Raw genomic sequence first — 26,177 nt, forward strand, 5'->3', positions numbered from 1 at the left:
GGGTTACACCGAATCCTCTTCCAGCTCAGCGGATTCGTTGGTGACGATGGAGGGCTCCAACTCTTGCAGTAGCCTGGCGAGCTGCTTGCGCTTGTCCGCGGAATGGCCGGCCAGCATTCGGGATTCGTTGCCGAAGTGCGCCGCGGCGGTCGCGTCGATGACGCGCAGGCCCTCCTCGGTGAGGCACGCGTAGACCACCCGGCGGTCCTCCGGATCGCGCACGCGCACGACCAGTCCGGCCTTTTCCAACCGGTCCACCCGCAGCGTGATCCCACCGGTGGTGACCAGCGAACTCTCGGCCGGCTGGCCCGATGTCTTCCGGAACGGCGGTCCCGAGCGACGAAGTGCGGCAGACACATCGAACGAGGCCATGTTGATGCCGTGCTCCTCGAACGCCGCCGCCAACGACGACTGTTACCGCAGATAGATGCGGTGCAGGCGGCCGAACACCTGGGCGTCGATTCAACTGCGGGCAGTGCAACCAATGGTTGCGCGACACTCGGACCTGGTCTACCGTGATGTGCAACCAAACGTTGCACATCGGAGGGTGACCGGAATGGAATACGGCAGCATCGAACGCGAGATCTACGTCGAGGCCTCGCCCGAGGTGGTCTACGAGGTGGTCAGCAAGCCCGAGCACGTGTCACAGTGGTGGACCGACGACGCGCACTTCGATTCGGCACCGGGGGCGGTCGGGGAGCTCGTGTGGGGCGACCGGGTCGAAGTCCGTGCGATGGCCGTGGTCGACGCCGATCCGCCCCGGCTGTTTTCGTTCCGCTGGTGCTACCCCGGCGACAAGGTCGAGGACGGCGCCGCGTCCTTGCTGGTCACCTTCGAACTCGTTGCGTCCGGCACCGGTACGCGAATCCTGCTCACCGAAACCGGATTCCGCGAGATGGGCTGGGAGGAGGCAAAGGTCGCGGAGCAGCACGGTGAGCATGTCACCGGCTGGGATCATTACCTGCCCCGGCTCGGCGAGTACCTCGCGCGGCTGGTGCGAAGTCAGTGAGCAACATCGTCGACGACGAATTATGGTCCGCGATAGGCGATCCGACCCGTCGGCGGATGCTGGATCTGCTCCTTGCCGGCGGTGATGGCACCGCCACGAGCCTGAGCGAGCACCTGCCCGTGACCCGGCAGGCCATCGCCAAGCATCTCGGAGTGCTCGATCGGGTCGGTCTCGTGTACGTCGTGCCGGTCGGGCGAGAGCGGAGGTACCGCGTGGACGAGGCGCAACTTGCTCGCGCGGTCGCGCAACTGAACTCGGTGGGAACGGCGTGGGACGCGCGACTGCAACGGATCAAGCGGATCGCCGAGGCGATCCAGTTCGCGAAGGACGAACGAAAAGAAGAGTCCTAGCAAGAGAAACGGACAGTAAGAAACACGCAGAAAGGAAGATCCGAAATGGTGGACATCTTGCACAGGATCGGCGTCAAAGCGCCGCTGGCCGAGGTCTATTCGGCATTGACCACCGCCGAGGGACTCGCCGCTTGGTGGACCGACGACACCACCGGCGAGGGCGGCGCGACCGGCGGCGTACTCCAATTCCGCTTCGAGGAAGGCGGATTCGACATGAAGGTCCTCGATCTCGCACCCAACGAACACGTGTTGTGGGAGGTCATCGACGGACCGGAGGAGTGGATCGGCACGCATATCGACTGGAGGCTCGAGCGGGCCGACGAGTACACCATCGTGCTGTTCCAGCACCAGGGCTGGCGGCAGCCGGTGGAGTTCATGTACCACTGCAGCACCAAGTGGGCGGCTTTCCTGCTGAGCCTGAAGTCCCTCCTCGAAACCGGGCAGGGCGCGCCGAATCCGAACGACGTCAGGCTCGGAAACTGGAAATAACTGTTCGTGGGCTCGGACCGGGAGCGCGCCCCGGTTCAGCCGCGACCGTGCCGGCGCTCATAGTCGGAGCGGACCGCATCATCGCGGGCACGCCCGGCCGAGTTGGCGAGCTCCGGGTCGAGGCCATGCTTGACCAGTCGGTGCCTGCGATAGACGTACATCAGGGCGATCGTGAAGTAGACCAGCGGGATGAACAGCAGGGCCATCATCGCCCACCCCATCCACATCGGTCCCGGGACGAGCAGAAACAGCGCGAGTACCGGGATCATCGGGAGCAGGAACCGCATCAGGTAGCGGCGGGTGGCGCCCGGGCCGGTCAGGTCGGCCAACACCCAGTCGCGCATCGAGTCGGGCAGGGTTGCCCCGCACGTGTACCGGATGCGCTGTATCCAGGTTGGGCGGGTCGGTGCGGACATGCAATAAAGACTGCCTCGGATGGGACAAAACGCCAAATCAGCGCATCATTCCCGACCTGAGGCTCGTCTCACTCGGCCGGCAGGGGTAGTTTGTGTGTAACCCCGAGTTACTGATTAGTAGGAGAGCGACGATGCCTGCTCCGTCCGCTGCCGATTTCGCCCGTATGCGCGGCCTCGCCGCGATCGAGGACCCCGCCGCGCGGCAGTCCCGATCCGTCGAGGAGGTCTTCACCGGTAAGGAGATCGCCACGATCCCGGTGGGCACCGCCGAGGACGTGACCGCGGCGTTCGCCAAGGCGCGCGCGGCGCAGGAGCGCTGGGCGAAGCTGCCGGTACGCGATCGCGTCGCGGTGTTCGAGCGATTCCGTGAGCTCGTCGTCGCCAAGCGCGAGTTCCTCATGAACGTCGCGCAGGCCGAGACCGGCAAGGCTCGTGCCGCGGCGCAGGAAGAGGTCGTCGACGTCCTGCTCAACACGCGCTACTACGCACGGACCGCGCCGAAGCTGCTCGGCTCCAAGCGTGTGCAGGGCCTGCTGCCCTCGCTCACCAAGGCCGTCGTCAACTACCACCCCAAGGGCGTGGTCGGCGTCATTTCGCCCTGGAACTACCCGATCACGCTCTCGATCTCGGATTCGATTCCGGCGCTAATCGCGGGCAACGCCGTTGTCGTGAAACCGGACAGCCAGACGCCGTACTGCACCCTCGCCTGCGCAGAACTGCTGTACCAGGCCGGACTGCCGCGCGACGTGTTCGCCGTGGTGCCCGGCCCCGGTTCGGTGGTGGGCACCGCCATCGTGGACAACTGTGACTTCCTGATGTTCACCGGATCCACCGGCACAGGCCGGACGCTGGCCGAGCAGTGCGGCCGGCGGTTGATCGGATTCTCGGCCGAACTCGGCGGCAAGAACCCGATGATCGTCACCAAGGGCGCGAACCTCGACGTGGTCGCGCGCGCCGCGACCCGGGCGTGCTTCTCCAACGCGGGGCAGCTGTGCATCTCGATCGAGCGGATCTACGTCGACCGCGCGGTGGCCGACGAGTTCACCGAGAAGTTCGGCGCCCGCGTCCGCGCGATGAAACTTGGTGCCGGTTACGACTTCGCCGCGGACATGGGCAGTCTCATCTCCGAGGACCAGGTGAAGACCGTCTCGGGGCACGTCGACGATGCGAAGGTCAAGGGCGCCAAGGTGATTGCGGGTGGCAAGGCGCGCCCCGATGTCGGCCCGCTGTTCTACGAGCCGACCGTGCTCACCGGAGTCACCGACGAAATGGAGTGTGCGCGCAACGAGACGTTCGGACCGCTCGTGTCGATCTATCCGGTGGACAGCGTCGACGAGGCCATCGACCGCGCCAATGACACCGAATACGGACTCAACGCCAGTGTTTGGGCCGGTAGCAAGGCCGAGGGCGAGGCGATCGCCGCCCGATTGCGCAGCGGCACGGTGAATGTCGACGAGGGGTACGCACCGGCGTTCGGCAGCACCGCCGCGCCGATGGGTGGCATGAAGGCGTCGGGTGTCGGACGGCGGCACGGGCCGGACGGTCTGCTGAAGTACACCGAATCGCAGACCGTTGCGACCAGTCGGGTGATGACCCTGGATCCACCGAAGGGTGTGTCGCAGAACGTGTGGCAGCGCTCGTTCGTCCCGCTGTTCCGTGTGGTGCAGCGCCTGCCCGGGCGCTGATCACGCTCGAGTGAGGCGGGCGGACTCGGTGAGCACCGCGTCGATGCCGCCGTCGAGGAACGCGCGACGTTGCCGGATTGCGCCGTTGCCATTCGCCTTTCGCTCACGCAGATCCATGACGGTCTTGTCGTACTCGCCGAGGTCTTCGAGCGCTGGGCGAATCCGTTCGAGCAGCGTATCCAGCAGGTCGGTGGCCGGTCGAGCGGCCCCGGTAGCCGGGTCGATTCCATTGCCCGACAGCCCATCCCGGGCGGCGAGCCACAGCGCTGCATTCAGTTGCGCGTCGGCAACCTCGTTCGCTGTGCGCCCGGCTTCCAGTTCACGCAGCGCGGTCAGCACAAGCGCGCGCACGATCGTCGCGTAGGTGACGGTTTCGTCGACAGTCGCCGGAACATCGCTGACCCGAACCTCGACGGTGGGGAAGTTCTCCGAGGCACGGACATCCCAGTAGAGCATGCCGTCGTCGAGCAGCAAGCCCGTGTCGAGCAGCATCTGTTTGTGCGCGTCGTAGTGCGCGGCGGAGTGAAGGTGCGGCGGGGGACCGGCGGCCGGCCAGCGCGACCACAGGATGTGCCGCCAACTGGCGAATCCGCTGTCTGCCGCGCGGTACACCGCCGAATTCGCCGTCAGGGCAAGCAGAATCGGCAGGGCCGGACGCAGATGATTGCTCACCTGCACGGCGGCCTCGCGATCCGGGACCGCGACATGGACGTGGCACCCGGAAATGCCCTGCTCATGGGCGATCATCCCGTAGTGCTGCGCGATCCGTCGGTAGCGCGGGGTGTCGGTGATGGGGAACCCGTCGGGCACCGCGGGCGGGATACCGACGGCGAGCACGACGAGCCCAACCGACCCCGCGGCCTCGACGACCTTCGACCGCAGCTCGACGAGGTGGTGACGCAACTCGGCGCTGCTCGACACGACCGGCGTCGTGGTCTCCACCTGACAACTTGTCAGTTCGAGTTGCAGCTCCAGACCGAGCGCGTCCGCGGCATCGGCCACGTCGCGATTGCGGTCGGATGGATGCCCCGTCGCCCGGTCGACGAGGAGCAGCTCCTCCTCGACACCGATGGTCGGCAGTTCACCCGCGCTCGCGCTCACGAGTCCGGAATACCCGGTTTCAACCCCGCCACACCCAAGCTGGGAGGGCGCGCCCGGATCGACTGAACGTACCGTTCATGCGATCAGATCGACTGAACGGTTCCGTTCAGTCGGCAAGAAAGGGGGTGCGCACGGTCAGGCGGCGGTGGCGAGCACGGCGGCCAGCCCGAAGACCGCGGCGGTGGCGCACACCTCCGTGATCGCCCGCCGCAGCGAGACCTCCGCGTCGGTGCGGTGCGCGCCCGCCTGAGGCACCCACACGCGGCGCCACCACCAGCCGAGGCCGACGAGGGTGAGCAGTGCGATCAGTTTTGCGACCAGGATGCGCCCGTAGCCGGTGTCGAAAAGTCCAGTGACGCCGTCGAGCCGGACCAGGGCATTGATCACTCCGCTGATCGCCAGGATGACGACGCAGCGCACCGCCCACGTGGAGTACGGCGGGAGCAGCGCGGCCCAGTCCCGGCGGGTTCGCGCGGACAGGGCGATCGCCACCAGCAATCCGAACCAGAGCGCCGCGGCGAGGGTGTGCGCGGTAGCGAGGATCGACCCGAATGGTTGCTGGGACATGTGCCCGGTGATGGGCCGCAACACGATCGCCACCGCGGCCAGGACCAGCACCGGGTCGGCATTGTGCGGCTGGGCGTTCCGGCCCCCTACGTTCGGGGGCGCGCTGCGGTAGCGATACGCGCAGTACACCGCCAGCACCGAAGTCGCCGCGAGCACGACGATTCCGATCCGGCCCGAATTGACATGCCGCACGAAATCGAGGAACCCCGCGACGTCGAGCGCGCCGGCCGTGCGGTTCTCCACTTCGGCCGCGGTCAGTACGAGCAGCACCGCCTCGCATCCCGTCCACGCCGCTGCGACGGCTGCGAGCGAACGCCAATCCGGAACACGGGCAGCGTGTCCCGGTTCGAGTCGGGGCAGCACCGCCAGCCCGATCACCACCGAGCCGAGACAGTCGGCGAGTGCGCGGATCAGGCTGCCCGGCTGCGGCGCCTGCGGCGAGGCGAGCAGCCAGGCGAGCAGGACGCCGAGCATGGTGGTGGGCACGGCCAACGCCAGCCGCCACCGGGCCGGGTATGTGGCCGTGCCCACCATTACTGCTCAGCCGTTCTTCGGCTTGCGCAGCACGAACGCCAGACCGCCGACGAACAGCACGACTGCCACGACGACGAATGGCCAGATCGGTACTCCGCCGTCGGACTCGTCGGACTGCGCAGCCGTCGTGGAGGTAGGCGTTCCGTCGCCTGCCTCGGTGAGCGTGAACGTGCGGGTGCCGCTCACCGGGTGCCCGTCCGCGGACGTGACCCGGTAGGCGATCGTGTAGTCCCCGACCGGACCGAGCTCACCGAGACCGACGCTGATCGTCGCCCCCTTGACCACCGGATCACCGTGGGACCACTGGTTGCCATCGGGACCGGTGACGGTCAACGCGGCATAACTCTCCTGCAGCGCCTCGTTGAATGTGACGCTGACCTGCTCCGGACCCGAATCGACGCGGGCGCCGTTGGCCGGATCGCTCGCGACCGGGACGGAATGCGCCACCGCCGTTCCGGCGCCGAACAGCACTGCGGGTGCCGCACCGAGCAGGGCAGTGCACACGAGGGCGAACAATCCGAACAGCAGGCGCCGCAAGGTCATTGCGAGCGTCCACGCACGTATGCGCCGATGCCGAGCGCGGCCCCGATCGCGCCGAGCGCCAGGCCGATGCCACCGAGCCAGCGGGCCGTCGAGTCCGCCGTGTCGGTGTCGCTCGCCTCTTCCGAGTCGTGGTGATCGGCGGTGGCGGTCGCCGCGTGATGATCGTCGCCGGAGCCCTCCGCCAACGTGACGGACGGCGTGGGGTGCTCCGGCTCGCTGCCGTCGGAGCCCATCGGCTGGTTCCAGTCGACGACCTGACCGTCGCTGTAGGTCTGGCTCGCCGTGAAGCTCACCTCGTCCTGGTCGGGCAACGGCCCGACCGACAGCGCGAACCGTTGGAACTGGCCGACCGGGATGCCCGGCGCGCCCGGATCAGCGGTCCAGGTGACGGCGGTGACCTCCTGGTCGGCATTCTTTTCGACCGCCGACTGCCAACCCGGGATCGGCTCGGGGCGCGCCGATTTGAACTCCGGCAGGGTCACGGTGAGTTTGGTGGTGCTCGCCGTGTCCGACTCGGTGGGCACCTTGAAGGTCAGCACGGTGTAACCGCCCTGCGTCGCGCCGGGAGCGTCGACGGTGACGTGGGCGGACGCGATGCCGCCCGCGAGGAACACGGCCGTCACCGACGCGGTGGTGGTGAGCGCCGCACGGGTAAAAGTGGTACGCGAAATGAAGTTGTCCATGAATTACTCTCTCGATCTTGCGGATTCGTGGTTCGGGGGACGGTCGTCAGGCCGTGCCGAACGGAGGTCCGCGCCGAGAGATCGGGCTGTGCGCGACGGCGCCGACGAATACCGGCATACCCAGCCGGACTCGAGCGCGCCGACGCGAAACGGCAACCGGGACGGTGCTGGTCGCCGCCCGGAGCACCGAGGTGGCGAACGAGTGCAGTCGCTCTGCGGCGACGATGAGCGCGGCACAGAGCAGTGTGGCGACGGCGTGCGCGGCGGCCATCTGCGCGGGCCCGAGCGTCGCTGCATTGTGCTGGTGACCGGTCAGTTCGCCGAGGGCGACGTGCCCGGCGAGCTGACCGAACCCGAGCAGGGTGAGCAGCGTCGCGGAACCCGCGGTGCGCGGCGAGGCGGCGATTACGCCGATCCCGGCCGACACCACAAGCAGCAGCGCAGCTCCGGTCGAATTGGGATAGCTACCGCCGCCGAGTCCGTGCGCCGCGATGGTCAGCGCGCCGGCACCCGCACCGACGAACAGGCCGCGCAGATGACGCGGTGACGGTGCAGCGGCCATGGGTGTGGGTGGTCAGCGCACGCCGAGGCGGGTCAGCAGATCGGCCTCGATGCCGGCGAGTTCGCCGGAGATGGCCTGGTGTGCGCTGCGTCGGCGCGGGGCGGGCATCAGTTCGGCGGTGCGGACCGCGGTGTCGAGATCGGTGAGGCGCTCACGGGTCGCGGCGGCGAACTTCTTCGTCTCCGCGTCGTCGCCGTGCTTCTCGATCAGGCGATCGGTGGAGCTCTCGGCGTTCGCGATCCGGGCCGACAGCTTCGCGCCGTGGCCGCTGTATTCGCCGAGTTCCTCGACGCCGACGCCGAGATTCTCGGCACGCCGAGTGTCGATCTGGCCCCGCACGTACGTCGCCGCCCGATAGATGAGCGGCGTCAGCACCGGGATGAGCACCCGCGCGACGCCGAGATACTTGCGCACCGACGCGACGCTGAACGGGTCACGCGCGGCCTTCTCGGCGAGCTTGATGTTCGCCTTCTCCTCGGCCTTGAGCGCCGAGATCTGCGCCTTCTCCAGCTTGCGCTGGGATCGGGCCTCGGCCTTGTTGCGCTTGCGCTCGTTCTTCGCGCCGAGCTTGGCCTCGAGCTTCGCCTTCTCCTTCAGTGCCTTCGCCTCGGCCTTGCGGGTCGCGCGGGATTTGCGCTTCTTGAACAACCCCATCGACGGCCTTTCACTCGTGGTCCCCGGCGGTGCCCGCAATTGGGTGTTGACGGTGCCGCGGTCAGGCTCACCCTATCGGGTCACGCCGAGCGTCTGTGATGATGTCGCACCCTCCGGTCATAATTCACCCATCGTGCAATTCAACGGAGAAGTCGGGAACGGCCCGCAGCAACCGGACGGTGGGCAACCGTCGGTCGATGCGTCGTTGCCGCGTAAGCGCGTTTTCGTCGGCCCGCGCCGGCTCATGTCGTGCCGGCATCGGCTGCACCTCGACATGACCTTTCCGCAGCTCGTGGCCGGGGCCGCAGTGGATTCGGGTGTCAAGCAACGGCGCGAGGCCGCCGTCGCCCGGCGCGAATCGGTCCGCGAGCTCATCGGCGCCGTCGTCGGTGGCCGACGGATCGGGCCGGGCGGATCGTGGTCGGAGCGGGCCGCGGAAACGATGCAGGCCTGCGCCGATGGCGTCGACTACATCTGGGACGCGGTGCTGCCTTCCGAGCCGGACACCGGCCGGGAGGGCGTGGCGGAGCTGCTGCTTCGGGACCGGGATCGCGGCGGCTACATCCCGGTGATCGTGGTCAACCACAAGGTCACCGACCCCCGATCGGACCCGACCAATCCCGATGGTGCCGCGACCACGTCGGATCTCTATGTGTGGGCGCCGACAATCGACCCGACGCGCAAGGTGCGCGTTCAGCCGCGCGACCAGATGCGCCTGGCCCACCTGTACCGAATGCTGCAGCGGCACGGGTTGGCCAGCCCGGGGCTGCTCGGTGGCGCGATCGGCTACGGCGTGGACTGCATCCTGGTGCACGACGTCGCCGTGCTGCTCGACGAATACGACCGACGCTACGGCGACCGGATCACCGTGGCGCGCGGCGAGACCGAAACCGAGCCGTCGCAGATCCCGGAGTGCCGTTCGTGTCCGTGGTGGCCGCGCTGTTCGGCGTGGCTGACCGAGCGCCACGACGTGAGCCTGGTCGCGATCGGGTCGCGCGCCGAGGTGCTGCGCGCGGAGGGGGTGCGCACGGTCGACGACCTCGCCCGCTGGAGCGGCCCGGCACCGGAGAAGTGGCAACACGGCGTGTTCGAGGACGCGGTGTTGGCAGCGCGCGCGTGGCTCGTGGGCGCGCCGTTGGTTCGTCGCGTGGAACATGTCACGGTGCCGCGCGCGGACATCGAGGTCGACGTTGACCTGGAGAGCTTTCAGGAACACGGTGCCTACCTGTGGGGGGCGCTGCTCAACGATATTGCCGCAGGGACATCGGAATACCATCCCTTCGTCACCTGGGATCCGCTGCCGACGCTGGACGAGGCGCGCTCGTTCGCCCAGTTCTGGGCCTGGCTGATGCGGGTACGGGCAGCAGCGATCGTGCAGGGGAAAACCTTTGCCGCGTACTGCTATTCGCGGGCAGCCGAGGACAAGTGGCTGCTCGATTCGGCGCGCCGATTCGTCGGGGAACCCGGTGTGCCCACGGTCGAGCAGATCCGAGGGTTCATCGGTAGCCCCGAGTGGGTGGACATCTATCAGGTGGTCAGCGACCAGTTTGTCTGCCCGAACGGCAAGGGGCTCAAGAAGATCGCTCCGGTCGCCGGATTCGGTTGGCGCGATGCCGAGGCCGGCGGCGAGGCGTCGATGGCGTGGTATCGCGAGGCGGTCGGCTACGAGGGCGAGCCCGACCTGACGCAGCGGGTGCGCATCCTCGAATACAACGAGGACGATGTGCTCGCGACGAGGGCGCTGCGCGAGTGGATGAGTGGGCCGGCGGACGTGGCGGTGCCGTTCGTGGACGACCTCTGATCGCCCTTGGGCTGTGCGCACACTCCCGCGCGCGTGGGACGGGATCCCGGCGCGCAATCTGAGCAGTGTGCAGCCCGCCGGCCTCGCGCGGTTTGCCCGCCTGCGTGGTGGGCACCCATGAGCAGTGACTTCTCTATGGCTGGATCGAGCACCCATCGCGCCGCAGCCGGCACTCGAGCCGGACTCGAAATTCGAATACGTCGTTGTCGGTGCCGGGCTGACCGGGCTCACCACCGCCGTGCTGCTTGCGCGGGCCGGAGCCGAGGTGGCCGTCGTCGAGGCTCGCCGCATCGGCGCGGTCACCACCGGCAACACGACTGCGAAACTCAGCCTGCTGCAAGGCACTCAGCTCTCCAAGTTGCGCAAGCGACACTCCGCTGGGGTCGTGCGTCGCTACGTCGAGGCAAATCGCGAGGGTCTGCAGTGGCTGCTTCGCTACTGCGACGAGCACGGCGTCGCGACCGAACGGCAGGCCGCGGTGACGTACGCGCAAACACCCGCGGCAACAGCGCAGGTGCGACACGAGTACGAGGCGTGTCGGGAGGCGGGGCTCGATGTCGAATGGGTGGACGAACTCGACGTGCCCTTCGCGAACCACGGTGCGGTGCGGCTGGCCGAGCAGGCGCAGTTCGATCCGATGGCGGTCCTCGCTGCGATGACGACGGACGCGCTGCAGCGCGGCGTGCGCATTTTCGAGAACACGCGCGTCACCCGACTGCAGGGTCAGACGACCGGGCACGAGGTCTTCGGCGAACGATGTCTGGACACCGAGCACGGTCCCGTGCGAGCGGACACGGTCGTGCTGGCCACCGGCACGCCGATTCTCGACCGCGGTGGCTATTTCGCGCGGCTGAGTCCGCAACGGTCGTACTCGATCTCGTTCGACGTGCCCGGCGATATTCCGCGCGACATGTACGTCTCGGCGGACGAACCGACGCGCTCCGTGCGCTATACGCCGGGTACAAACGGCGATCTGCTGCTCGTCGGCGGAAACGGCCATACCGTCGGCCGGGCGGCGTCGACCCGTGCGAAGGTCGACGATCTCGTCGACTGGACGCAACGGCACTTCCCCGGCGCCCGGATGACGCACCGATGGTCGGCGCAGGACTATGTGCCCATCGACGGCCTGCCGCACGTGGGGCCGTTGCTCCCCGGGTACGACCGGATCCTGGTGGCGACCGGATTCTCGAAGTGGGGCATGGCGAACGCGGTAGCCGCCGGACTCGCGATCTCGGGCCGAGTGCTCGGCGGGAAGCTGCCCTGGGCCAAGGACTTGGAAAGCTGGGCGCCGCGCGAATTGGCCGGGTTGCCGACCGCCGCCAAGGTCAACGCCGAAGTGGGCGTCGAGATGGCGCGCGGATGGCTGCGTGCCGAACTACGCCGAGACGGCGAAAAGCCTTCGGAAGGTGAAGGTTTCGTGGCACGACGGGGGTTGCGGCCGGTCGGCGTATGCACCGTCGACGGAACCACGACGTCGGTGTCGGCGATTTGTCCGCATCTCTACGGGGTCCTCGCGTGGAACGATGCCGAAAAGTCGTGGGACTGCCCGCTGCACGGCTCGCGGTTCGCACACGACGGGCGCGTGCTCGAAGGCCCAGCGACCCGGGCGCTCGAGGTCGTGAAGACCGACCGTTGATTCGTGGCGTTGGACGGCGAAACGGCTCCGCACAAAGGCGGAGCCGTTTCACCCGAAGGATCGCTCAAGAATTCTGTTCGGCCTTCTGCCGCTCTTCATCGGACTTGGCCTCGGCGCGCGCCTTTTCGGCCGCGGCTTCCTTCGCTGCGACCTCGCGCTGGCTCTCGGCCTTGTCCTGCTGCGCACGGCCTTCACGGGTCAGATCGTCTTGACCGGTCACGGCTCCCGCTGCTTCCTTGACCTTGCCCTTGACGCCCTCGACGACGCCCTTCGCACCTTCGCTGGGTCCACTCTTCTCGTCTGCCACACTTTCTCCTCTCGCGAGTCGGGATGTGCTTGCGTTGTTCGACTACCCGCGGTCACGACGGCGAAACGCGACCAACGAGATTTGATCGGGCCGATCAGAAGTCCAGAACCCGCTGGTCAGGAGTCCAGAACCCGCGGTCCGCCCGCCTCGGTTTGGACGCGTCGGCGCTGGGTACGCGGCGCAGTGTTACCCCCCTCGCACAGATCCGAGGAGCACAAAATGTCCCGAGACGATGCAAAGCAGCAGCAACTCGATGCGGCACGATTCGAACGCGCGACCGGTGAGCTGACGACACAGCAGGGCGTCCGCGTCGACGACACCGACAACGCGTTGAAGGTTGGCGAGCGGGGGCCGACGCTGCTCGAGGATTTTCACGCGCGTGAGAAGATCACGCACTTCGATCACGAACGCATCCCCGAGCGCGTTGTGCATGCCCGCGGCGCCGGTGCCTACGGGTATTTCGAGCCCTATGACGATTCGCTCGCCGAGTTCACCGCCGCGAAGTTTCTCACCACGCCTGGCCTGCAGACTCCGGTCTTCGTGCGCTTTTCCACGGTGGCGGGCTCGCGCGGTTCCGCGGACACCGTCCGCGACGTGCGTGGGTTCGCGACCAAGTTCTATACCCAACAGGGCAACTACGATCTCGTGGGCAACAACATCCCGGTGTTCTTCATCCAGGACGGGATCAAGTTCGCCGACTTCGTGCACGCGGTGAAACCCGAGCCGCACAACGAGATCCCGCAGGCCCAGTCCGCGCACGACACGCTATGGGACTTCGTCGCGCTGCAACCCGAAACGCTGCACACGATCATGTGGCTGATGTCGGACCGGGCGCTGCCGCGCAGTTACCGGATGATGCAGGGCTTCGGGGTGCATACGTTCCGCTTCGTCAATGCGGAGGGGAAGGGGACTTTCGTCAAGTTCCATTGGACACCGAAACTCGGCGTGCACTCGCTGATCTGGGACGAGTGCCAGAAGATCGCCGGCAAGGATCCCGACTTCAACCGGCGCGATCTTTGGGAGACGATCGAGGCAGGGGACTATCCCGAATGGGAACTCGGCGTCCAACTCGTCGCCGAGGAGAACGAGTTCGACTTCGATTTCGACCTGCTCGACGCCACCAAGATCATTCCCGAAGAACAGGTTCCGGTCCGGCCGGTGGGCAGGCTGGTGCTCGACCGCAATCCGGACAACTTTTTCGCCGAGACCGAGCAGATCGCCTTCCACACCGCAAATGTGGTGCCGGGCATCGACTTCACCAACGACCCACTGCTGCAGTTCCGCAACTTCTCCTACCTCGATACCCAGCTGATCCGGCTCGGCGGGCCGAACTTCTCGCAGCTGCCGGTGAACCGGCCGATCGCCGAGGTGCACCACAACCAGCACGACGGTTATGGGCAGCACGCCATCCCGCGCGGCCGCACCAGCTACCACAAGAACAGCCTCGGCGGCGGCTGCCCGGCGCTATCGGACAGCGCCGATTACGGGGAGGTGTTCAAGCATTACACCCAACGCGTGGACGGCGAGACGATTCGCAAGCGCAGCGAGAGCTTCCAGGATCACTACAGTCAGGCCGCGATGTTCTGGCGAAGCATGTCCGATGTGGAAGCCGAACACATTGTCGCGGCATACGCTTTCGAGCTCGGCAAGGTGGAGACGCCGGAGATTCGCGTCGCTGTGGTCGAGCAACTCAACAAGGTCGATCACGACCTCGCTGCACAGGTGGCGGCGAAGTTGGGCTTACCCGAACCGGACGAGGAGCCGACGCCGGATGCCGTCACCTCGCCTGCGCTGTCCCAGCTGAACACGGCTACCGACTCCATCGCGACGCGCAAGATCGCCGTGCTCGCGGCGGACGGCGTGGACGTGAAGGGGGTGACGAAGGTCCGCTCGGCGCTCACCGAGCGTGGCGCGATCGTGGAGGTGCTCGGACCGCACGGTGGCACGTTGTCCGGTGGATCGGGCGGCGAACTCACCGTCGACCGCGCGATCAACACGATGGCCTCGGTGCTCTACGACGCGGTCATCGTGCCGTGCGGCGAGAAATCGGTCGAGACGCTGAGTGGCGACGGCTATGCATTGCATTTCATCGCGGAGGCCTACAAGCATGCAAAGACGTTGGCCGCCTTCGGCGGTGGCGTCGACCTGCTGCGCCGGATGAACATCGGCACCCAACTCGCCGACGACACCGATGTGGTCGCCGTCGAGGGCGTCGTGACGACCGCGGCCGCCCAGAACGACATCTCCGACGGGTTCGGCGAGGCCTTTGCCGCCGAACTCGCGAAGCACCGGGCGTGGGCGCGCAAGACCGACGCCGTCCCGGCGTAACCGATGCGGTGATCAGGTCGAACACCGGCGAAAGGAATCCAAATGTCCACCTCGGCGAAGGTCATGTACAAACCCCTCTCGCTGTTCACCAGTGTGCTCGGTGGTGTGCTAGCGGGTCTGGTGTTTCGCCAGGTCTGGGCGCGCATCGGCGACGACAACGACACTCCGCCCGAGGCGGAGGACCTCAAGGCGGACATTCGTGAGGTGCTGCTCGCCGCGGCGCTGCAGGGCGCGGTCTTCGGCCTGGTCAAGGCCGCGGTCGACCGTGCCGGTGCCCAGGGGTACCGCGCCCTGACGCACGAGAATCCGGGGTAATCGAGGACGAATGCGCGGCCGCGGAGGTGTTGATCACGAACCCGCGGCCGCGTTCCTCGGCGTGTCGGAGGCCGGCCGTTCGGGCTCGAGCGGGCAGAGCGCACCTCGCGAGGGTTGCCGTTCCTGCTGCGTCGTAGGATTCTGGATTGTCGATTTTCGCGCTCTTTCGAAAGGGACCATCGTGACCGCGCACGCCGAGCAACTCGAGTTCCAGGCAGAGACCAGGCAGCTCCTCGAGCTGATGATTCACTCCGTCTATTCGGAGAAGGACATCTTCCTGCGGGAGTTGATCTCGAACTCGTCCGACGCCCTCGACAAGCTTCGGCTGGAGGGATTCAAGGACAAGGATCTCGACGTCGATACCTCCGACCTGCATATTCAGATCGAGGTCGACAAGGCGGCGCGCACCCTCACGGTCCGCGACAACGGCATCGGCATGTCGCGTGACGAGGTGGTCGACCTGATCGGCACGCTGGCCAAGTCGGGTACCGGCGAGCTGCGGCGCAAGCTCGCCGAGGCCAAGAACGAGGCCGCCACCGAGGAGTTGATCGGCCAGTTCGGCATCGGCTTCTACTCGACGTTCATGGTCGCCGACAAGGTCACCCTGCTGACCCGCAAGGCCGGCGAACACCACGCGACGCGCTGGGAGTCCGAGGGCGCGGGCACGTACACCATCGAAGAGGTGGAGCAAGCGCCGCAGGGGACGTCGGTGACGCTGCATCTCAAGCCCGAGGACAGCGAAGACCACCTCTTCGACTACACCGCGGAGTGGAAGCTGCGCGAGATCGTCAAGAAGTACTCCGACTTCATCGCCTGGCCGGTGCGGATGGATATCGAGCGCACCAAGCCGAAGCCGAAGCCCGATGATGACCCCGAAGCTCCTGATGAGACGGAGACCGTGGTCGAGACGGAGACGCTGAACTCCCGCAAGGCGCTGTGGACCCGTCCGCGCAGCGAGGTCACCGACGAGGAGTACAAGGAGTTCTACAAGCACGTCGCGCACGCCTGGGACGATCCACTCGAGATCATCCCGATGAAGGCCGAGGGCACGTTCGAATACCAAGCGCTGCTGTTCATTCCGTCGCAGGCACCGTTCGACCTGTTCATGCGCGAGCACAAGCGTGGGGTACACCTCTACGTCAAGCGGGTGTTCATCATGGACGACTGCGAGGCGCTCATGCCCGAGCACCTGCGCTTCGTCCGTGGCGTCGTCGACGCACAAGACCTGTCGCTCAACGTTTCTCGCGAGATCCTCCAGCAGGACCGGCAGATCAAGATGATCCAGCGACGGCTGGTGAAGAAGGTTCTCGCCACGATCAAGGACATGCAGTCCACGGATGCGGAGAAGTACAAGACGTTCTGGGGTCAGTTCGGCCGGGTCCTCAAGGAGGGCCTGATGTCGGACTTCGACAACCGTGAAACGCTGCTGACCGTATCGTCTTTCGCCTCGACGCACAGCGACGGAGAACCGACCACGCTGACCGCGTACGTGGAGCGGATGAAGGAAGGTCAGGAACAGATCTACTACCTGACCGGTGAGTCGCGCGAGCAGTTGGAGAGCTCGCCGCACATGGAGGCGTTCCGCGCCAAGGGCATCGAGGTGCTGCTGCTGACCGATCCGGTCGACGAGGTGTGGGTCGGCAACGTGCCGGACTTCGACGGCAAGGCATTCCAGTCGATCGCCAAGGGCGAGGTCGAACTCGGCACCGAGGAGGAGAAGAAGGCCGCCGAGGCCGAGCGCGAGGAGCAGGAAAAGGACTTCGCGGACCTGCTCGGTTGGCTCACCGAGACACTGAGCGACGACGTGAAGCAGGTGCGGCTGTCGTCGCGGCTCACCGACTCGCCGGCCTGTCTCGTGGGCGAGGCATACGACATCACCCCACAGCTAGAGCGCATGTACCGGGCGTCGGGCCAGACCGTGCCGCACTCGAAGCGGATTCTCGAACTCAACCCGACGCACCCGCTGGTGACGGGGCTGCGCACCGCGCACGGCGAGCGGCAGGACGATCCCGCGCTAGCCGAGACGGCCGAGCTCCTCTACGGCACCGCACTGCTCGCCGAGGGTGGCGAGCTGAGCGACCCGGCGCACTTCGCGAAGCTGCTTACGAACCGGTTGACTCGAACGGTGTAACCGACGGCGGGGCACAACGTGAACCCCGCCGCCCGGTACAACACGCTCAGCACGGGCTGCAAATCGCCTGCGATTCAGTGATGGATAGCACATTCGGGCCGGCCTGTGATAGCGCTCATTTCGATTGTGAGCAGGGTCTTTCGACTCGTTACGATTCCCCCGCTATTTCAGCTCAACTGCACATATCTGGGGGGACTTTCGTGAAACATCGGAGCACGACAACAAACATTCGTAAGACGGCCATTCTCGGCGGGTTGCCGCTCGCGGTCGCGCTGACCTGTGGCGGGGTGGCAGTCGCGCAACCGGCGGTGCAGGACCAGCCGGGGACGGTCCGTAACTTGCCGGTCGCGCCGCCGGCAGGACTTCCAGTCGGCGTCATCCCGGCCGGACTGATCCCGGGCTTCGAATTGCCGCCGATCCCGGCACTGGAATTGCCACCACTTCCGGCCGGTATTCCGGCCCCGCCGCCCGGCGGTCCGGATCTGAACAAGATCGGTAACGCCGCTCTCGTCGGTGCTGCCATCGGCGGAGTGCCTGCTGCGGTGATCGGCGGCGCTGGCGGCGCTCTGGCCGGTGGCGTGGTCGGTGCCGGTGCCGGGCTCCTCGTCGGCATCGGTGCACCGGCGGCCGCGACCTTGGTGGGCGCCGTCATCGGCATTGCCACCGGGCAGCTCTGGGTCGATGTCCCCGTGTTCATCGCGGGAATCGCCGCTGAGGCGGCCGGGGCTGCTGGTGGTGTCGCGATCGGAGCCGGACTCGGCGCAGTTGCGGGCGGCGCGCTCGGTGCGGCGGTGCTTGGATTGCCGGCTGCCGGTATCGGTGCGGCCGTCGGCGCGGGTGCGGCGGCAGCCGGCCTCACCCCGTAGGTTTTGTTCTTGCAAAAGGCCGCCCGGGCAGCCCTCGGGCGGTCTTTTGCGTCCGTGCGTGCCGACGGACTATCCAGTGTGTGGACTGGGCCCCGCCGAGGTCGCGCACCGCAACGCGATTTCGAGTTCGAGCCTGCGGCTTTCGATGGAGTGGCCGAGCAGCTTCTCCACGCGATCGAGCCGGTAGCGGATCGTGTTGCGGTGGACACCGAGTTCGCGAGCGGCGGCCTCGATGCTGCATTTCGCCTCGAGGTAACAACCGAGTGTTTCCCGCAGGCGCGCAACGTTCGCACTCGACTCGAGTAATCCCGCGAGCTCACGTTGGACGAAGGCATGCATCGCCTCGGCGTCTCGGCTGACGAGAAAGTCGAGTTCGACTGCGTCGTACAGCACGACCCGGCCCGATCGTGCCGCCTGCCGCTGCATCTGCTGGGCGGCCAACGCTTCCAGGTGGCTGCGACGGAATCCCGCAAGTCCGGGGGCGGGCAGACCGAACGACACCCGCGCCGAGGCGACTGCGGCGATGATCGCGATGTCGATGGTGGCTCGACGATCGGTGCGCGCCCACGCCCATACCGTTCGGTCGCCGCACGCCAACGTGAAACTGCCCCGAGCGTCCAGATGGCCGGCGATCCGATGCGCGGCTCGTTCGAGGTCGGCGACGCGGCCATCGGTCTCCTCGTCCAACCAGAGCACATACGCCAGATGCGTATCGTCGAGCCCGTACCCCAAGCGCAGTTGCGCTACCCGGGGGTCGACGACGGACCCCGCCACGATCGCCCGCACAGTCGCCCGGCGCCGAATCACGCGGCCACCTGGGTCGTCGACCCGGCTCGCAGGAAAGTTCGCGCTGAGAATCTCCACCGTGCTGCCCGCCCAGTCCGCAACACAGGAAGCGACGTGTCCGACCAACTCCCGTGTCGAACTGCTATCCAACGGCGCCGCGCTGACCTCGTCGCTGAGGGTGCGGATCATCGCTTGCTGCCCCGAACGAAAAACCCGCAACAGCACCCGAAGATCCAGACCGCTGTGCGCGATCGATTCCGCGAGCACATACGCCTCGTCGGGAAGTTCGTCCGGGGTGACGCCGGTGACCAGGTTGGGCAACATGATTCGGCCCAGGGCGATCGAACTCGTGTGGAGATTGCTCCGCAGCGTCCGCACTTCCAACTCGGGCACATCGCGCAAAATGTGACCGTCGGTGTAGGCAACGATGGACTCCAGGCGCTGACCGTCGAGGAGGTCCGGTAGCAGCCGGTGCAGCCACGCCACGCTGTCGGATCCCAAAGTCGAATTCGGCACTGTACCCCCCGTCAACCGTCACGCTGGTCTTCCCCAACTCGGCGACGCCCCCCGGCAAACCGGTCGATGGCGCCAGCTTAACCCGACACCGCGCGCCAACTTGCGGTTTGGATAGAGCATCCGGATTTACGGTCCCCGGTTGAGCCGTTACGTCCGAGCCGTGGTGCCCAGCGGCATGCCACCATCGGCGAAATCGGCGCCGAAACGTGTCCATCGGGTCGATCGTTCGAGATGCCTTGCACAGGAGCAGATGTGACGAAGACCGAAGAACCGCCGACGATCGATCAGCCCGCTGCGAAGACGAATCCAACTGTGTCGGGTGACGCCCTCGAAGTGCGCAATCCCGCCTCCGGCGCCGTGGTCGGGACGGTGGCGATCAGTTCGGCCGATGACGTCATCGCGAAGGCGCAAGCACTACGTGCTGCGCAACCTGCGTGGGAAGCGCTGGGGCCGTCCGGGCGCAAGAAGTGGTTGCTCAGACTCCAGGACTGGGTGGTCGATCACGCGGATGAGCTTGCCGACGCGATCCAATCCGAATCGGCCAAAACCCGGATCGACGCCCGGGTCGAGGTGTTGTTCACGGTCGACCAACTCGGGTATTGGGCGCGCAACGCGTCGAAGTTCCTCGCCGACCAACATCCGGCACCGCATTCGCCGCTGATGCGTGTCAAACGTTTGACCACGGTGTACAAGCCGTACCAGCTCGTCGGAGTGATCACGCCGTGGAACTTCCCACTCGCCATGGGGGTGGCCGACATGGTGCCCGCGCTGGCCGCAGGCGCCGCGGTGTTGCACAAGCCGTCCGAGGTGACGCCGTTGACGCCGCTGGTACTCGAGCGCGGCTGGGCGGAGATCGGCGCCCCGCCGGTCTTTGCCGTGGTATCCGGCTCCGCCGAGACGGGCGCAGCGCTGATCGACAACACCGATTACGTCCAGTTCACCGGATCGTCGCCGACGGGCCGCAAGATCGGCGTGGCCTGCGCCGAGCGTATGACGCCCTACAGCCTGGAGCTGGGCGGTAAAGACCCCGCGATCGTCCTGGCCGACGCGGACCTGGACCGCGCCGCGTACGGAATTGCCTACGGTGCGCTCGTCAACACCGGGCAGCTGTGCATCTCCATCGAACGCGTGTACGTCGAAGCGCCGGTTTACGACAAATTCGTCGCGAAGTTGGTCGCGCACGTGGGGGAACTCAGGCAGGGCCACGATGATCGAAGCAACTCCTTCGATCTCGGCCCGCTCGCCAACCAGGCGCAGCTCGCCATCGTCACACGGCACGTCGAGGAGGCGCTCGCCGCGGGCGCGACAGCCCTGACCGGCGGCAAACCGAGTGGGACAGGCACCTTCTTCCCGCCGACCGTGCTCATCGACGTCGATCACACCATGTCCTGCATCACCGAAGAGACCTTCGGCCCGACCATTCCGGTCATGAAGGTCGCCGACGAAGCCGAGGCGATCCGCCTGGCCAACGATTCGATCTTCGGCCTGTCTGCCTCGGTGTGGACGGGGAGCCGATCCCGCGGCCGGCGCATCGCCGCGCAACTCACAGTCGGCGCGGTCAATATCAACGACTCCGTCATCAACTTGTTCAACCCCACCGTTCCGCACGGGGGATGGGGCAAGTCCGGCACGGGCTACCGCTGGGGCGGCGCCAATGGCCTGCGCAAGTACTGCCGTCAACAGGCGATCACCGAGCCCTCGCTTCCGACCCAGATGAAGGAGATGCTCTGGTTCCCCTACTCTCCCAAGAAGTTCGCCTTCATGGAGTGGGCGATGCGCGCCGTATCCGCACGCGGACGGCGACGCTTCGGCCCTCGCTGACCCGATCGCATATGAACTGGTTGACCCGAACGGTGTGAAACCGAACCGATCCGGTGGCAGCGTCGTGAAGGCATGGGACCTCGCCCTGCCATCGGATCGGAGCAGCGAATGACGCAGGAAAGCGCGACCGACGACGAATTGGCCGACGTTGTCCGACGCGCCCGACTGTCCGCGTCGGCACTGATCGCGGGCGATATCCCTGGCTACCTCGCGGAGATCGAGCACTCGCACGACTACACGTTGATGTCGCCGTTCGGTGGTGACCCGGAGCGCGGCTTCGACGGTTCGGCGGAGCGACTGGCTGCCATCTCGGACTTCTTCCAGGGCGGCGAAGCCGAGGTCGAGGTGGTGGCGTCCTACGCAACGGGCGATCTGGTCGTGCTCGTCGTCATCGAGCGTCAGCACGGCCGGGTCGGCGGGCTGCCCGACCAGGACCTATCGCTGCGCGTGACGATGGTCTTTCGTCGGACCGAATCCGGCTGGGAGCAGGTACATCGCCACGCCGACCCGCTGGTGCACGGCATCGCCCTCGAGCAGTTGGCGGAACTGCTGCGCGGCTGACTGCACTCGGATTGCTGCGCGGCAGACTGTGTGGCCGATGGCCAAGGCGGCACAATCGACCGATGGCGACCCAGACCTCGACGTCGTTGCGTTTCGCGGTGGTCATCACCTTCGTCGGCGGATTCCTCGATGCCTACACCTACATCGCTCGGGGCGGCGTGTTCGCCAATGCGCAGACCGGCAACGTGATCCTGCTCGGCGTGGACCTGTCCGAAGGCAAGTGGCACGGGGCGAGCGAGCACCTGTGGCCGATCGTCGCGTTCATCGCCGGCATCGCGTTCGCTTCGTTCATCAAGAGCGAACGAGCGCAACGGACCGGCATGTACCCGATGCGGTGGACCGTTGCGGTGCTGGCCGGCTTGTTGGTTGCCGTCGGATTCCTGCCGGACACGGTGTCGAATTCGGTGGTGACCATCCCGATCGCCTTCGTCAGCGCGGTACTGATGGGGTTGTTCCGGACGGTCGGCGGATTGGCCTTCATGCCGATCGCGACGACCGGGAATCTGATGCGCTTCACCGAAGCCGGCTACAACTGGATCGTCGAGAAGCAGCGCGAGCAGGGTCCCGCGCTCCGGACCTACGCCGTGATCATCGCGGGCTTCGCGTCCGGAGCGGTGATCGGCGCGGTCGTCTCGGACGCTTGGCGCGTCCACGCGACTTGGGTCGCGGCGGGCTTGCTCGTTTTGACGCTGGTCTGGTTCTTCGTCGACGAACGGTCGGATTAGGCGGCCGGAGTTTCGACCACGGCGCGGGCGAGCGTCGCGGCACCGTAGGGGTGCGGCACGCCGTCCTGGTAGAACTGCTCGCACTCGACGACGGTGAACCCGGCGGCGGTGACGAGCGCGACGTGCTCCCTCGTGAGGTGGCACCCACCGGCGACGCGCTTCTGAATCGGTTCGAGCCGTCGTTGCCAGCGGCGGACATCCTCATCGGGCGCGCTGCCATGTTCGAGAAAATGAAGTGCGCCACCCGGCTTCAACACCCGGTGCACTTCGCGCAGTGCGGCGGCCACGTCGGGGATGGTGCAGAGGGTGAAGGTCGAGAGCGCCGAATCGAAGCTGTTGTCTTCGAACGGCAGTGACTCGCCGTTCAATCCGGCACGTTTCACGTGAATCACCGTGGCGTCCAGGCGTTTTCGTGCCAGTCTCCAGCCCAGGTCCGCCGGCTCGACGCCGGTAACCGACGCAACGCCGGCCGGATAATGCGGCACGTTCAGGCCGCTGCCGAACCCGATCTCGACCACTTCGCCATGCAATCCGGCGCAGACCCGGTCGCGCAGCGGCGTGATCGTCGACGAGCCGCAGGTCAGGTTGACGAGGCGCGGCAAGACGTGCGTGCGGTACAGCGACACCGGTTCAGCCTAAACAGGGGTGGCCGGATCAGTGGCCGCCATATGATTTCCGCATGGACCGCCGCGACCTCGGTGCGCTTGTGATCGTCGCGAGCTGTCTTGCACTGGGCGGCTGCGGATCGGATTCGGATTCCGACACTGCCGGCGCAGAGAGCCACGCGAGTGCGCTGGAACAGGCGGCCAGTGGCACAACAGGCGCCAGCACAGGATCGGCCGATGCCGCGATCGACGCCTGCGCGCTGCTATCCGACGCCGATGTCGCACCGCTGATCGGAACCAGCGTGCCCGGCCAGTCGACATCGTCGAATCCGGAGATGCCGAGTTGCACGTGGGAAAATCCCGAAACCTATACGTCGGTGTCCATCGATATCTCCAATCCCGGCACCGCACCGAACGACACGTTGCCCGAGCCGGACCCGGCAATGCAGACCCGGCCGGCACCGAACGGCATGCGCTACTTCGCGACCGGCGTGGTCGAGTTCGCCGCCGATGACCGGGTGGTCACCGTGCAGGTGGCGAACCTGAGCTCGGCCGAGGACAGCGATGCCGCCGCCCTCGACCTGGCCAACAAGGTCAAAGCCGAAATGGCCTGACCGCACTCACGGGTGTGCTCAGCGCGGGGCCATGCGCAGCGCGCCATCCATGCGGATGGTCTCGCCGTTGAGGTAGTCGTGCTCGACGATCATCTGGGTCAGCTGCGCGTACTCGTCGGGGGTGCACAGGCGCGACGGGAACGGCACGCCGGCCTCGAGGCCCTTGCGGTACTCCTCGGTGACGCCGGCGAGCATGGGGGTGTCGACGATGCCGGGGGCGATGGTGTTGACCCGGATGCCGAACTGAGCGAGGTCGCGCGCGGCCGGGATGGTCATGCCGTGCACGCCGCCCTTGGACGCCGAATAGGCGATCTGGCCGACCTGGCCCTCGAATGCGGCCACCGATGCGGTGTTGATGACGACGCCGCGCTGGCCGGTCGCGTCGACCGTCTCGGTCTTGGCGATCGCGTCGGCCGCCAGGCGCATCACGTTGAAGGTGCCCAGCAGATTGATCGTGATGACCGTGCGGAACAGCTCGAGGTCGTGCGGGCCGTTCTTCGACAGGATGCGGCCGGCCCAGCCGACGCCCGCGCAGTTCACCACGATGCGCGGCGGAACGCCGGACTCGACGACCTTGTCGACGGCGGCCTTGACCTCGTCGTTGTCGGTCACGTCCGCGGCTAGCAGCGTGACGCCTGCGGGCACATCGTCGCCCGCCTTGTCGATCGACGGCTGCAGGTCGAGGCCGAACACGGTCGCGCCGGCGTTGGCGAGGCGCTTGGCCGTCGCGGCGCCGAGCCCGGAGGCCGCACCGGTCACGATGGCGGCGGAACCCGAGATCTCCACGTTTGCATCTCCTCTTCTGGCGGCCCGGTCGGCCGCCCATTGGATGCGTAACCCTATCGAGGCCGATCCGCCGCACTTTCCCCAGGACTCAGCGGTGGTCGTCGGCCGCCGGTGAGACCGGGGCTGGTATGGCTCGGAGCGGTCACTGCACAGCGAGCAGCAGCGCGTCCGCGACGCCGTCCTCGCGCAACTCGACCGCGGTCGCGCCCGCGCCGAGCGGCGTCGTGAACAGGAGTTCCGATGCGATCGTTGCGCCCGGTTCGATGAGTTGGGCCACTCCCGTGATCGGTCGGAGCTGAGTCGCCACCAACTGGTCGGACGTATGCCGTGCACCGGAGGCGTCGATCAGTCGCTGTGCCGCCGGATCGAACATCACTGCCTGCTCGGATCGGTTGGTCAAGGTGAGGTGTACCACGAGGTGGACGCCGGACGACGGCGTCACGGGTTGGACCGGATCGACCCCGGCGGCAACGAATTCGAGCGCTCCGAGCCGTGTCGGCGTACCCGCGGGAACCGGCTGTGCACCGGGGGTCGCGAACGCGACGGCCACTCCCGGAGCCGTCGAATCGGTGGACGACGTGCGCTGTGATACGTCCGGATCGTGGCCGATGCCGACAAAGATCAGCGCACACATGGCGCCGCCGAACCAGGACCAGTGCCGACGGCGGGGTCCCCGGCCCGGTCGGTGTCCGGGCAACGCTGCCTGATTCATGTTCGTCCCTCTGCGTAGGCACCTGAGCTGAGGCGATGGTGGCCCGGTGCATCCGAGCCGCACAGCATCGCAGCGAGGTCCGACAACTTCGCCCCCAACCTCTACAGAACATTTGTGAACAATCGTGTTCGTAGATGCTATCGTGTTCCCCATGACACGCAAGTCCTCAGACCTTGCCGGGCGCCGGGTACTCATCACCGGCGCGGCCCGCGGGATCGGTGCCGCCCTGGCGCGACAGCTGCACAGTCGCGGCGCCCGGGTGGCGCTACTCGGGATCGAACCGGAACTGCTCGGCCAGGTCGCGGCCGAGTGCGGCGGCGCGCCATGGCGCTACTGCGACGTGGGCGACCGCGCCCAGGTCGAGAGTGCCGTCGACGGATTGGTCGCCGAACTCGGCGGGCTCGACGTCCTCGTCGCCAACGCCGGTATTGCCAAGCAGATAGCGCTGGTCGGTGGCGATCCGGAGGTGTTCGAGCAGACCATGCGGGTCAACGCCCTCGGCGTCTACTACAGCGTGCACGCGGCAGGCCCGCACCTGAGCCACCCCGGTGGATACGTGCTGCTCACATCGTCACTGGCCGCCGCGATCAACCTCCCGCTACTCGGTGCCTACAGCGCGTCGAAGGCGGCGGTGCAGGCGTTCGGCAAGACGCTGCGTCAGGAGCTTGCGCACACGGGTGCCGAAGTGGGCATCGCCTACTTCGCCGAACTCGACACGGACATGACCACACGGGGATTCGGCACCGAGGCGGCGCGCTATGTGCTCGGTGGTAAGCCGATTTCCGGGCCCGCCCCGTTGCAGCCGGCCATCGATGCGCTCGAGCGCGCCATCACGCGCCGTGAACGCCGAGTCGTCTCGCCGTCCTGGGTGGGCGGCGCGCTGCTGGTACGCGATATCGCACAGCGGGTGGTCGAACTCCGGCTGCGCGGCGCCGTGCCCGGCGCGTTGAAGCTCGCGCGAGCGGAGAACCCGCCATTCACCACCGAGCAGCCGGTCGCCTGAGGTGCAACAGGCGGGTCGCCTCGAAGGACTGGGGGCGAAAGCCTCGACCTCAGCGGTCCGGTGCAGCAGAA

At 66.9% G+C, this 26,177-nt stretch carries 28 protein-coding genes; 15 read left to right on the top strand and 13 right to left on the bottom strand.

Features of this window, described 5'->3' with window-relative positions; all coding sequences use genetic code 11:
* Nucleotides 1-3: 3 nt before the first annotated feature.
* Entirely contained in the window at nt 4-405 is a 402-nt protein-coding gene (locus OG921_RS18165; RefSeq protein ID WP_266113894.1) for a MarR family winged helix-turn-helix transcriptional regulator, read from the bottom strand.
* Nucleotides 406-556: 151 nt separating this feature from the next.
* Between OG921_RS18165 and OG921_RS18170 the strand changes: the two genes are divergently transcribed.
* Genes OG921_RS18170 through OG921_RS18180 form a run of 3 tightly spaced genes read left to right on the top strand, consistent with a single transcriptional unit; the run spans nt 557 to nt 1,848 of the window.
* Nucleotides 557-1,009 (top strand): SRPBCC domain-containing protein, encoded by a 453-nt coding sequence (locus OG921_RS18170; RefSeq protein WP_266113895.1) that lies wholly within the window; start codon nt 557-559, stop codon nt 1,007-1,009.
* On the top strand, nt 1,006-1,359 hold the full coding sequence (locus OG921_RS18175) for a metalloregulator ArsR/SmtB family transcription factor (RefSeq protein ID WP_266113896.1): 354 nt from the start codon (nt 1,006-1,008) through the stop codon (nt 1,357-1,359). The genes OG921_RS18170 and OG921_RS18175 overlap by 4 nt, the downstream gene beginning before the upstream one ends.
* Nucleotides 1,360-1,404: 45 nt before the next feature.
* Nucleotides 1,405-1,848: an SRPBCC domain-containing protein gene (locus OG921_RS18180; RefSeq protein WP_266113897.1), complete on the top strand. Its 444-nt coding sequence runs from the start codon at nt 1,405-1,407 to the stop codon at nt 1,846-1,848.
* 35 nt (nt 1,849-1,883) lie between these two features.
* Here the strand turns inward: OG921_RS18180 and OG921_RS18185 are convergent, their stop codons facing one another.
* The gene (locus OG921_RS18185; protein ID WP_266113898.1) at nt 1,884-2,264 is read right to left on the bottom strand and encodes a DUF5313 family protein; all 381 of its coding nucleotides are present in this window, start codon (nt 2,262-2,264) and stop codon (nt 1,884-1,886) included.
* A gap of 131 nt (nt 2,265-2,395) precedes the next feature.
* On the opposite strand from OG921_RS18185, the gene OG921_RS18190 reads away from it, so the two are divergent.
* Nucleotides 2,396-3,949 carry a succinic semialdehyde dehydrogenase gene (locus tag OG921_RS18190; RefSeq protein WP_266113900.1) on the top strand — a complete coding sequence of 518 codons (1,554 nt, stop codon included), beginning with the start codon at nt 2,396-2,398 and terminating at the stop codon, nt 3,947-3,949.
* On the opposite strand, the gene OG921_RS18195 is transcribed toward OG921_RS18190, so the two are convergent.
* From OG921_RS18195 to OG921_RS18220, 6 genes are all read right to left on the bottom strand, one after another.
* Nucleotides 3,950-5,050, bottom strand: coding sequence for a glutamate--cysteine ligase (locus tag OG921_RS18195; RefSeq protein ID WP_266113901.1), 1,101 nt, complete (start codon nt 5,048-5,050; stop codon nt 3,950-3,952).
* Between the two features lie 135 nt (nt 5,051-5,185).
* Nucleotides 5,186-6,151, bottom strand: coding sequence for a copper resistance D family protein (locus tag OG921_RS18200; RefSeq protein WP_266113902.1), 966 nt, complete (start codon nt 6,149-6,151; stop codon nt 5,186-5,188).
* Between the two features lie 6 nt (nt 6,152-6,157).
* Complete coding sequence (locus OG921_RS18205) at nt 6,158-6,694, bottom strand: copper resistance CopC family protein (protein WP_266113903.1); 537 nt, start codon at nt 6,692-6,694, stop codon at nt 6,158-6,160.
* Nucleotides 6,691-7,377 carry a YcnI family protein gene (locus OG921_RS18210; protein ID WP_266113904.1) on the bottom strand — a complete coding sequence of 229 codons (687 nt, stop codon included), beginning with the start codon at nt 7,375-7,377 and terminating at the stop codon, nt 6,691-6,693. Before OG921_RS18210 ends, OG921_RS18205 begins: the two co-directional genes overlap by 4 nt.
* 46 nt (nt 7,378-7,423) lie before the next feature.
* Entirely contained in the window at nt 7,424-7,939 is a 516-nt protein-coding gene (locus OG921_RS18215; protein WP_266113905.1) for a hypothetical protein, read from the bottom strand.
* Nucleotides 7,940-7,951: 12 nt separating this feature from the next.
* Entirely contained in the window at nt 7,952-8,593 is a 642-nt protein-coding gene (locus OG921_RS18220; RefSeq protein ID WP_266113906.1) for a DUF6474 family protein, read from the bottom strand.
* Between the two features lie 244 nt (nt 8,594-8,837).
* On the opposite strand from OG921_RS18220, the gene OG921_RS18225 reads away from it, so the two are divergent.
* Entirely contained in the window at nt 8,838-10,394 is a 1,557-nt protein-coding gene (locus OG921_RS18225) for a TM0106 family RecB-like putative nuclease (protein WP_266113952.1), read from the top strand.
* 124 nt (nt 10,395-10,518) lie between these two features.
* Nucleotides 10,519-12,030, top strand: coding sequence for an FAD-dependent oxidoreductase (locus tag OG921_RS18230; RefSeq protein ID WP_266113908.1), 1,512 nt, complete (start codon nt 10,519-10,521; stop codon nt 12,028-12,030).
* Nucleotides 12,031-12,094: 64 nt separating this feature from the next.
* Here the strand turns inward: OG921_RS18230 and OG921_RS18235 are convergent, their stop codons facing one another.
* A complete protein-coding gene (locus OG921_RS18235; protein WP_266113909.1) occupies nt 12,095-12,337 on the bottom strand; it encodes a CsbD family protein in 243 nt (80 codons plus the stop codon).
* 219 nt (nt 12,338-12,556) lie between these two features.
* Here OG921_RS18235 and OG921_RS18240 point away from each other — a divergent pair, with 219 nt between their 5' ends.
* The 4 genes from OG921_RS18240 (at nt 12,557) to OG921_RS18255 (ending at nt 17,977) form a co-directional block, all read left to right on the top strand.
* Complete coding sequence (locus tag OG921_RS18240) at nt 12,557-14,665, top strand: catalase (protein ID WP_266113910.1); 2,109 nt, start codon at nt 12,557-12,559, stop codon at nt 14,663-14,665.
* A 42-nt stretch (nt 14,666-14,707) separates the two neighbouring features.
* A complete protein-coding gene (locus tag OG921_RS18245; RefSeq protein WP_266113911.1) occupies nt 14,708-14,980 on the top strand; it encodes a DUF4235 domain-containing protein in 273 nt (90 codons plus the stop codon).
* Nucleotides 14,981-15,161: 181 nt separating this feature from the next.
* Nucleotides 15,162-17,111, top strand: a complete 1,950-nt coding sequence (gene htpG / locus OG921_RS18250; RefSeq protein WP_266113912.1) for a molecular chaperone HtpG — start codon at nt 15,162-15,164, stop codon at nt 17,109-17,111.
* 200 nt (nt 17,112-17,311) lie between these two features.
* A complete protein-coding gene (locus tag OG921_RS18255) occupies nt 17,312-17,977 on the top strand; it encodes a hypothetical protein (protein WP_266113913.1) in 666 nt (221 codons plus the stop codon).
* Nucleotides 17,978-18,046: 69 nt separating this feature from the next.
* Here the strand turns inward: OG921_RS18255 and OG921_RS18260 are convergent, their stop codons facing one another.
* Entirely contained in the window at nt 18,047-19,264 is a 1,218-nt protein-coding gene (locus tag OG921_RS18260) for a CdaR family transcriptional regulator (protein WP_266113914.1), read from the bottom strand.
* A 327-nt stretch (nt 19,265-19,591) separates the two neighbouring features.
* On the opposite strand from OG921_RS18260, the gene OG921_RS18265 reads away from it, so the two are divergent.
* The 3 genes from OG921_RS18265 (at nt 19,592) to OG921_RS18275 (ending at nt 22,386) form a co-directional block, all read left to right on the top strand.
* A complete protein-coding gene (locus OG921_RS18265; protein ID WP_266113953.1) occupies nt 19,592-21,100 on the top strand; it encodes an aldehyde dehydrogenase family protein in 1,509 nt (502 codons plus the stop codon).
* 108 nt (nt 21,101-21,208) lie between these two features.
* Complete coding sequence (locus OG921_RS18270) at nt 21,209-21,661, top strand: nuclear transport factor 2 family protein (RefSeq protein ID WP_266113915.1); 453 nt, start codon at nt 21,209-21,211, stop codon at nt 21,659-21,661.
* Nucleotides 21,662-21,723: 62 nt separating this feature from the next.
* Nucleotides 21,724-22,386, top strand: a complete 663-nt coding sequence (locus tag OG921_RS18275; RefSeq protein WP_266113916.1) for a YoaK family protein — start codon at nt 21,724-21,726, stop codon at nt 22,384-22,386.
* On the opposite strand, the gene OG921_RS18280 is transcribed toward OG921_RS18275, so the two are convergent.
* The gene (locus tag OG921_RS18280) at nt 22,383-23,012 is read right to left on the bottom strand and encodes a class I SAM-dependent methyltransferase (protein WP_266113917.1); all 630 of its coding nucleotides are present in this window, start codon (nt 23,010-23,012) and stop codon (nt 22,383-22,385) included. The two genes, OG921_RS18275 and OG921_RS18280, sit on opposite strands and share 4 nt — an antisense overlap.
* A gap of 53 nt (nt 23,013-23,065) precedes the next feature.
* Here OG921_RS18280 and OG921_RS18285 point away from each other — a divergent pair, with 53 nt between their 5' ends.
* Nucleotides 23,066-23,605 (top strand): hypothetical protein, encoded by a 540-nt coding sequence (locus tag OG921_RS18285; RefSeq protein ID WP_266113918.1) that lies wholly within the window; start codon nt 23,066-23,068, stop codon nt 23,603-23,605.
* A gap of 18 nt (nt 23,606-23,623) precedes the next feature.
* Here the strand turns inward: OG921_RS18285 and OG921_RS18290 are convergent, their stop codons facing one another.
* Nucleotides 23,624-24,391: an SDR family NAD(P)-dependent oxidoreductase gene (locus tag OG921_RS18290; protein ID WP_266113919.1), complete on the bottom strand. Its 768-nt coding sequence runs from the start codon at nt 24,389-24,391 to the stop codon at nt 23,624-23,626.
* Between the two features lie 142 nt (nt 24,392-24,533).
* Entirely contained in the window at nt 24,534-25,103 is a 570-nt protein-coding gene (locus tag OG921_RS18295) for a DUF4352 domain-containing protein (RefSeq protein WP_266113921.1), read from the bottom strand.
* Between the two features lie 151 nt (nt 25,104-25,254).
* Here OG921_RS18295 and OG921_RS18300 point away from each other — a divergent pair, with 151 nt between their 5' ends.
* Nucleotides 25,255-26,106, top strand: a complete 852-nt coding sequence (locus tag OG921_RS18300; RefSeq protein WP_266113922.1) for an SDR family NAD(P)-dependent oxidoreductase — start codon at nt 25,255-25,257, stop codon at nt 26,104-26,106.
* Nucleotides 26,107-26,177: the final 71 nt, after the last annotated feature.

Origin of the sequence: Aldersonia sp. NBC_00410, assembly GCF_026342035.1 — a bacterium.
Lineage (GTDB): Bacteria > Actinomycetota > Actinomycetes > Mycobacteriales > Mycobacteriaceae > Aldersonia.

Bases quoted from the DNA above. Each gene is read 5' to 3' on its own strand.
- OG921_RS18170 (WP_266113895.1), top strand. From the start codon at position 557: ATGGAATACGGCAGCATCGAACGCGAGATCTACGTCGAGGCCTCGCCC.
- OG921_RS18180 (WP_266113897.1), top strand. From the start codon at position 1,405: ATGGTGGACATCTTGCACAGGATCGGCGTCAAAGCGCCGCTGGCCGAG.
- OG921_RS18185 (WP_266113898.1), bottom strand. From the start codon at position 2,264: ATGTCCGCACCGACCCGCCCAACCTGGATACAGCGCATCCGGTACACG.
- OG921_RS18190 (WP_266113900.1), top strand. From the start codon at position 2,396: ATGCCTGCTCCGTCCGCTGCCGATTTCGCCCGTATGCGCGGCCTCGCC.
- OG921_RS18200 (WP_266113902.1), bottom strand. From the start codon at position 6,151: ATGGTGGGCACGGCCACATACCCGGCCCGGTGGCGGCTGGCGTTGGCC.
- OG921_RS18205 (WP_266113903.1), bottom strand. From the start codon at position 6,694: ATGACCTTGCGGCGCCTGCTGTTCGGATTGTTCGCCCTCGTGTGCACT.
- OG921_RS18210 (WP_266113904.1), bottom strand. From the start codon at position 7,377: ATGGACAACTTCATTTCGCGTACCACTTTTACCCGTGCGGCGCTCACC.
- OG921_RS18215 (WP_266113905.1), bottom strand. From the start codon at position 7,939: ATGGCCGCTGCACCGTCACCGCGTCATCTGCGCGGCCTGTTCGTCGGT.
- OG921_RS18220 (WP_266113906.1), bottom strand. From the start codon at position 8,593: ATGGGGTTGTTCAAGAAGCGCAAATCCCGCGCGACCCGCAAGGCCGAG.
- OG921_RS18225 (WP_266113952.1), top strand. From the start codon at position 8,838: ATGTCGTGCCGGCATCGGCTGCACCTCGACATGACCTTTCCGCAGCTC.
- OG921_RS18240 (WP_266113910.1), top strand. From the start codon at position 12,557: ATGTCCCGAGACGATGCAAAGCAGCAGCAACTCGATGCGGCACGATTC.
- OG921_RS18245 (WP_266113911.1), top strand. From the start codon at position 14,708: ATGTCCACCTCGGCGAAGGTCATGTACAAACCCCTCTCGCTGTTCACC.
- OG921_RS18270 (WP_266113915.1), top strand. From the start codon at position 21,209: ATGACGCAGGAAAGCGCGACCGACGACGAATTGGCCGACGTTGTCCGA.
- OG921_RS18275 (WP_266113916.1), top strand. From the start codon at position 21,724: ATGGCGACCCAGACCTCGACGTCGTTGCGTTTCGCGGTGGTCATCACC.
- OG921_RS18285 (WP_266113918.1), top strand. From the start codon at position 23,066: ATGGACCGCCGCGACCTCGGTGCGCTTGTGATCGTCGCGAGCTGTCTT.
- OG921_RS18295 (WP_266113921.1), bottom strand. From the start codon at position 25,103: ATGAATCAGGCAGCGTTGCCCGGACACCGACCGGGCCGGGGACCCCGC.
- OG921_RS18300 (WP_266113922.1), top strand. From the start codon at position 25,255: ATGACACGCAAGTCCTCAGACCTTGCCGGGCGCCGGGTACTCATCACC.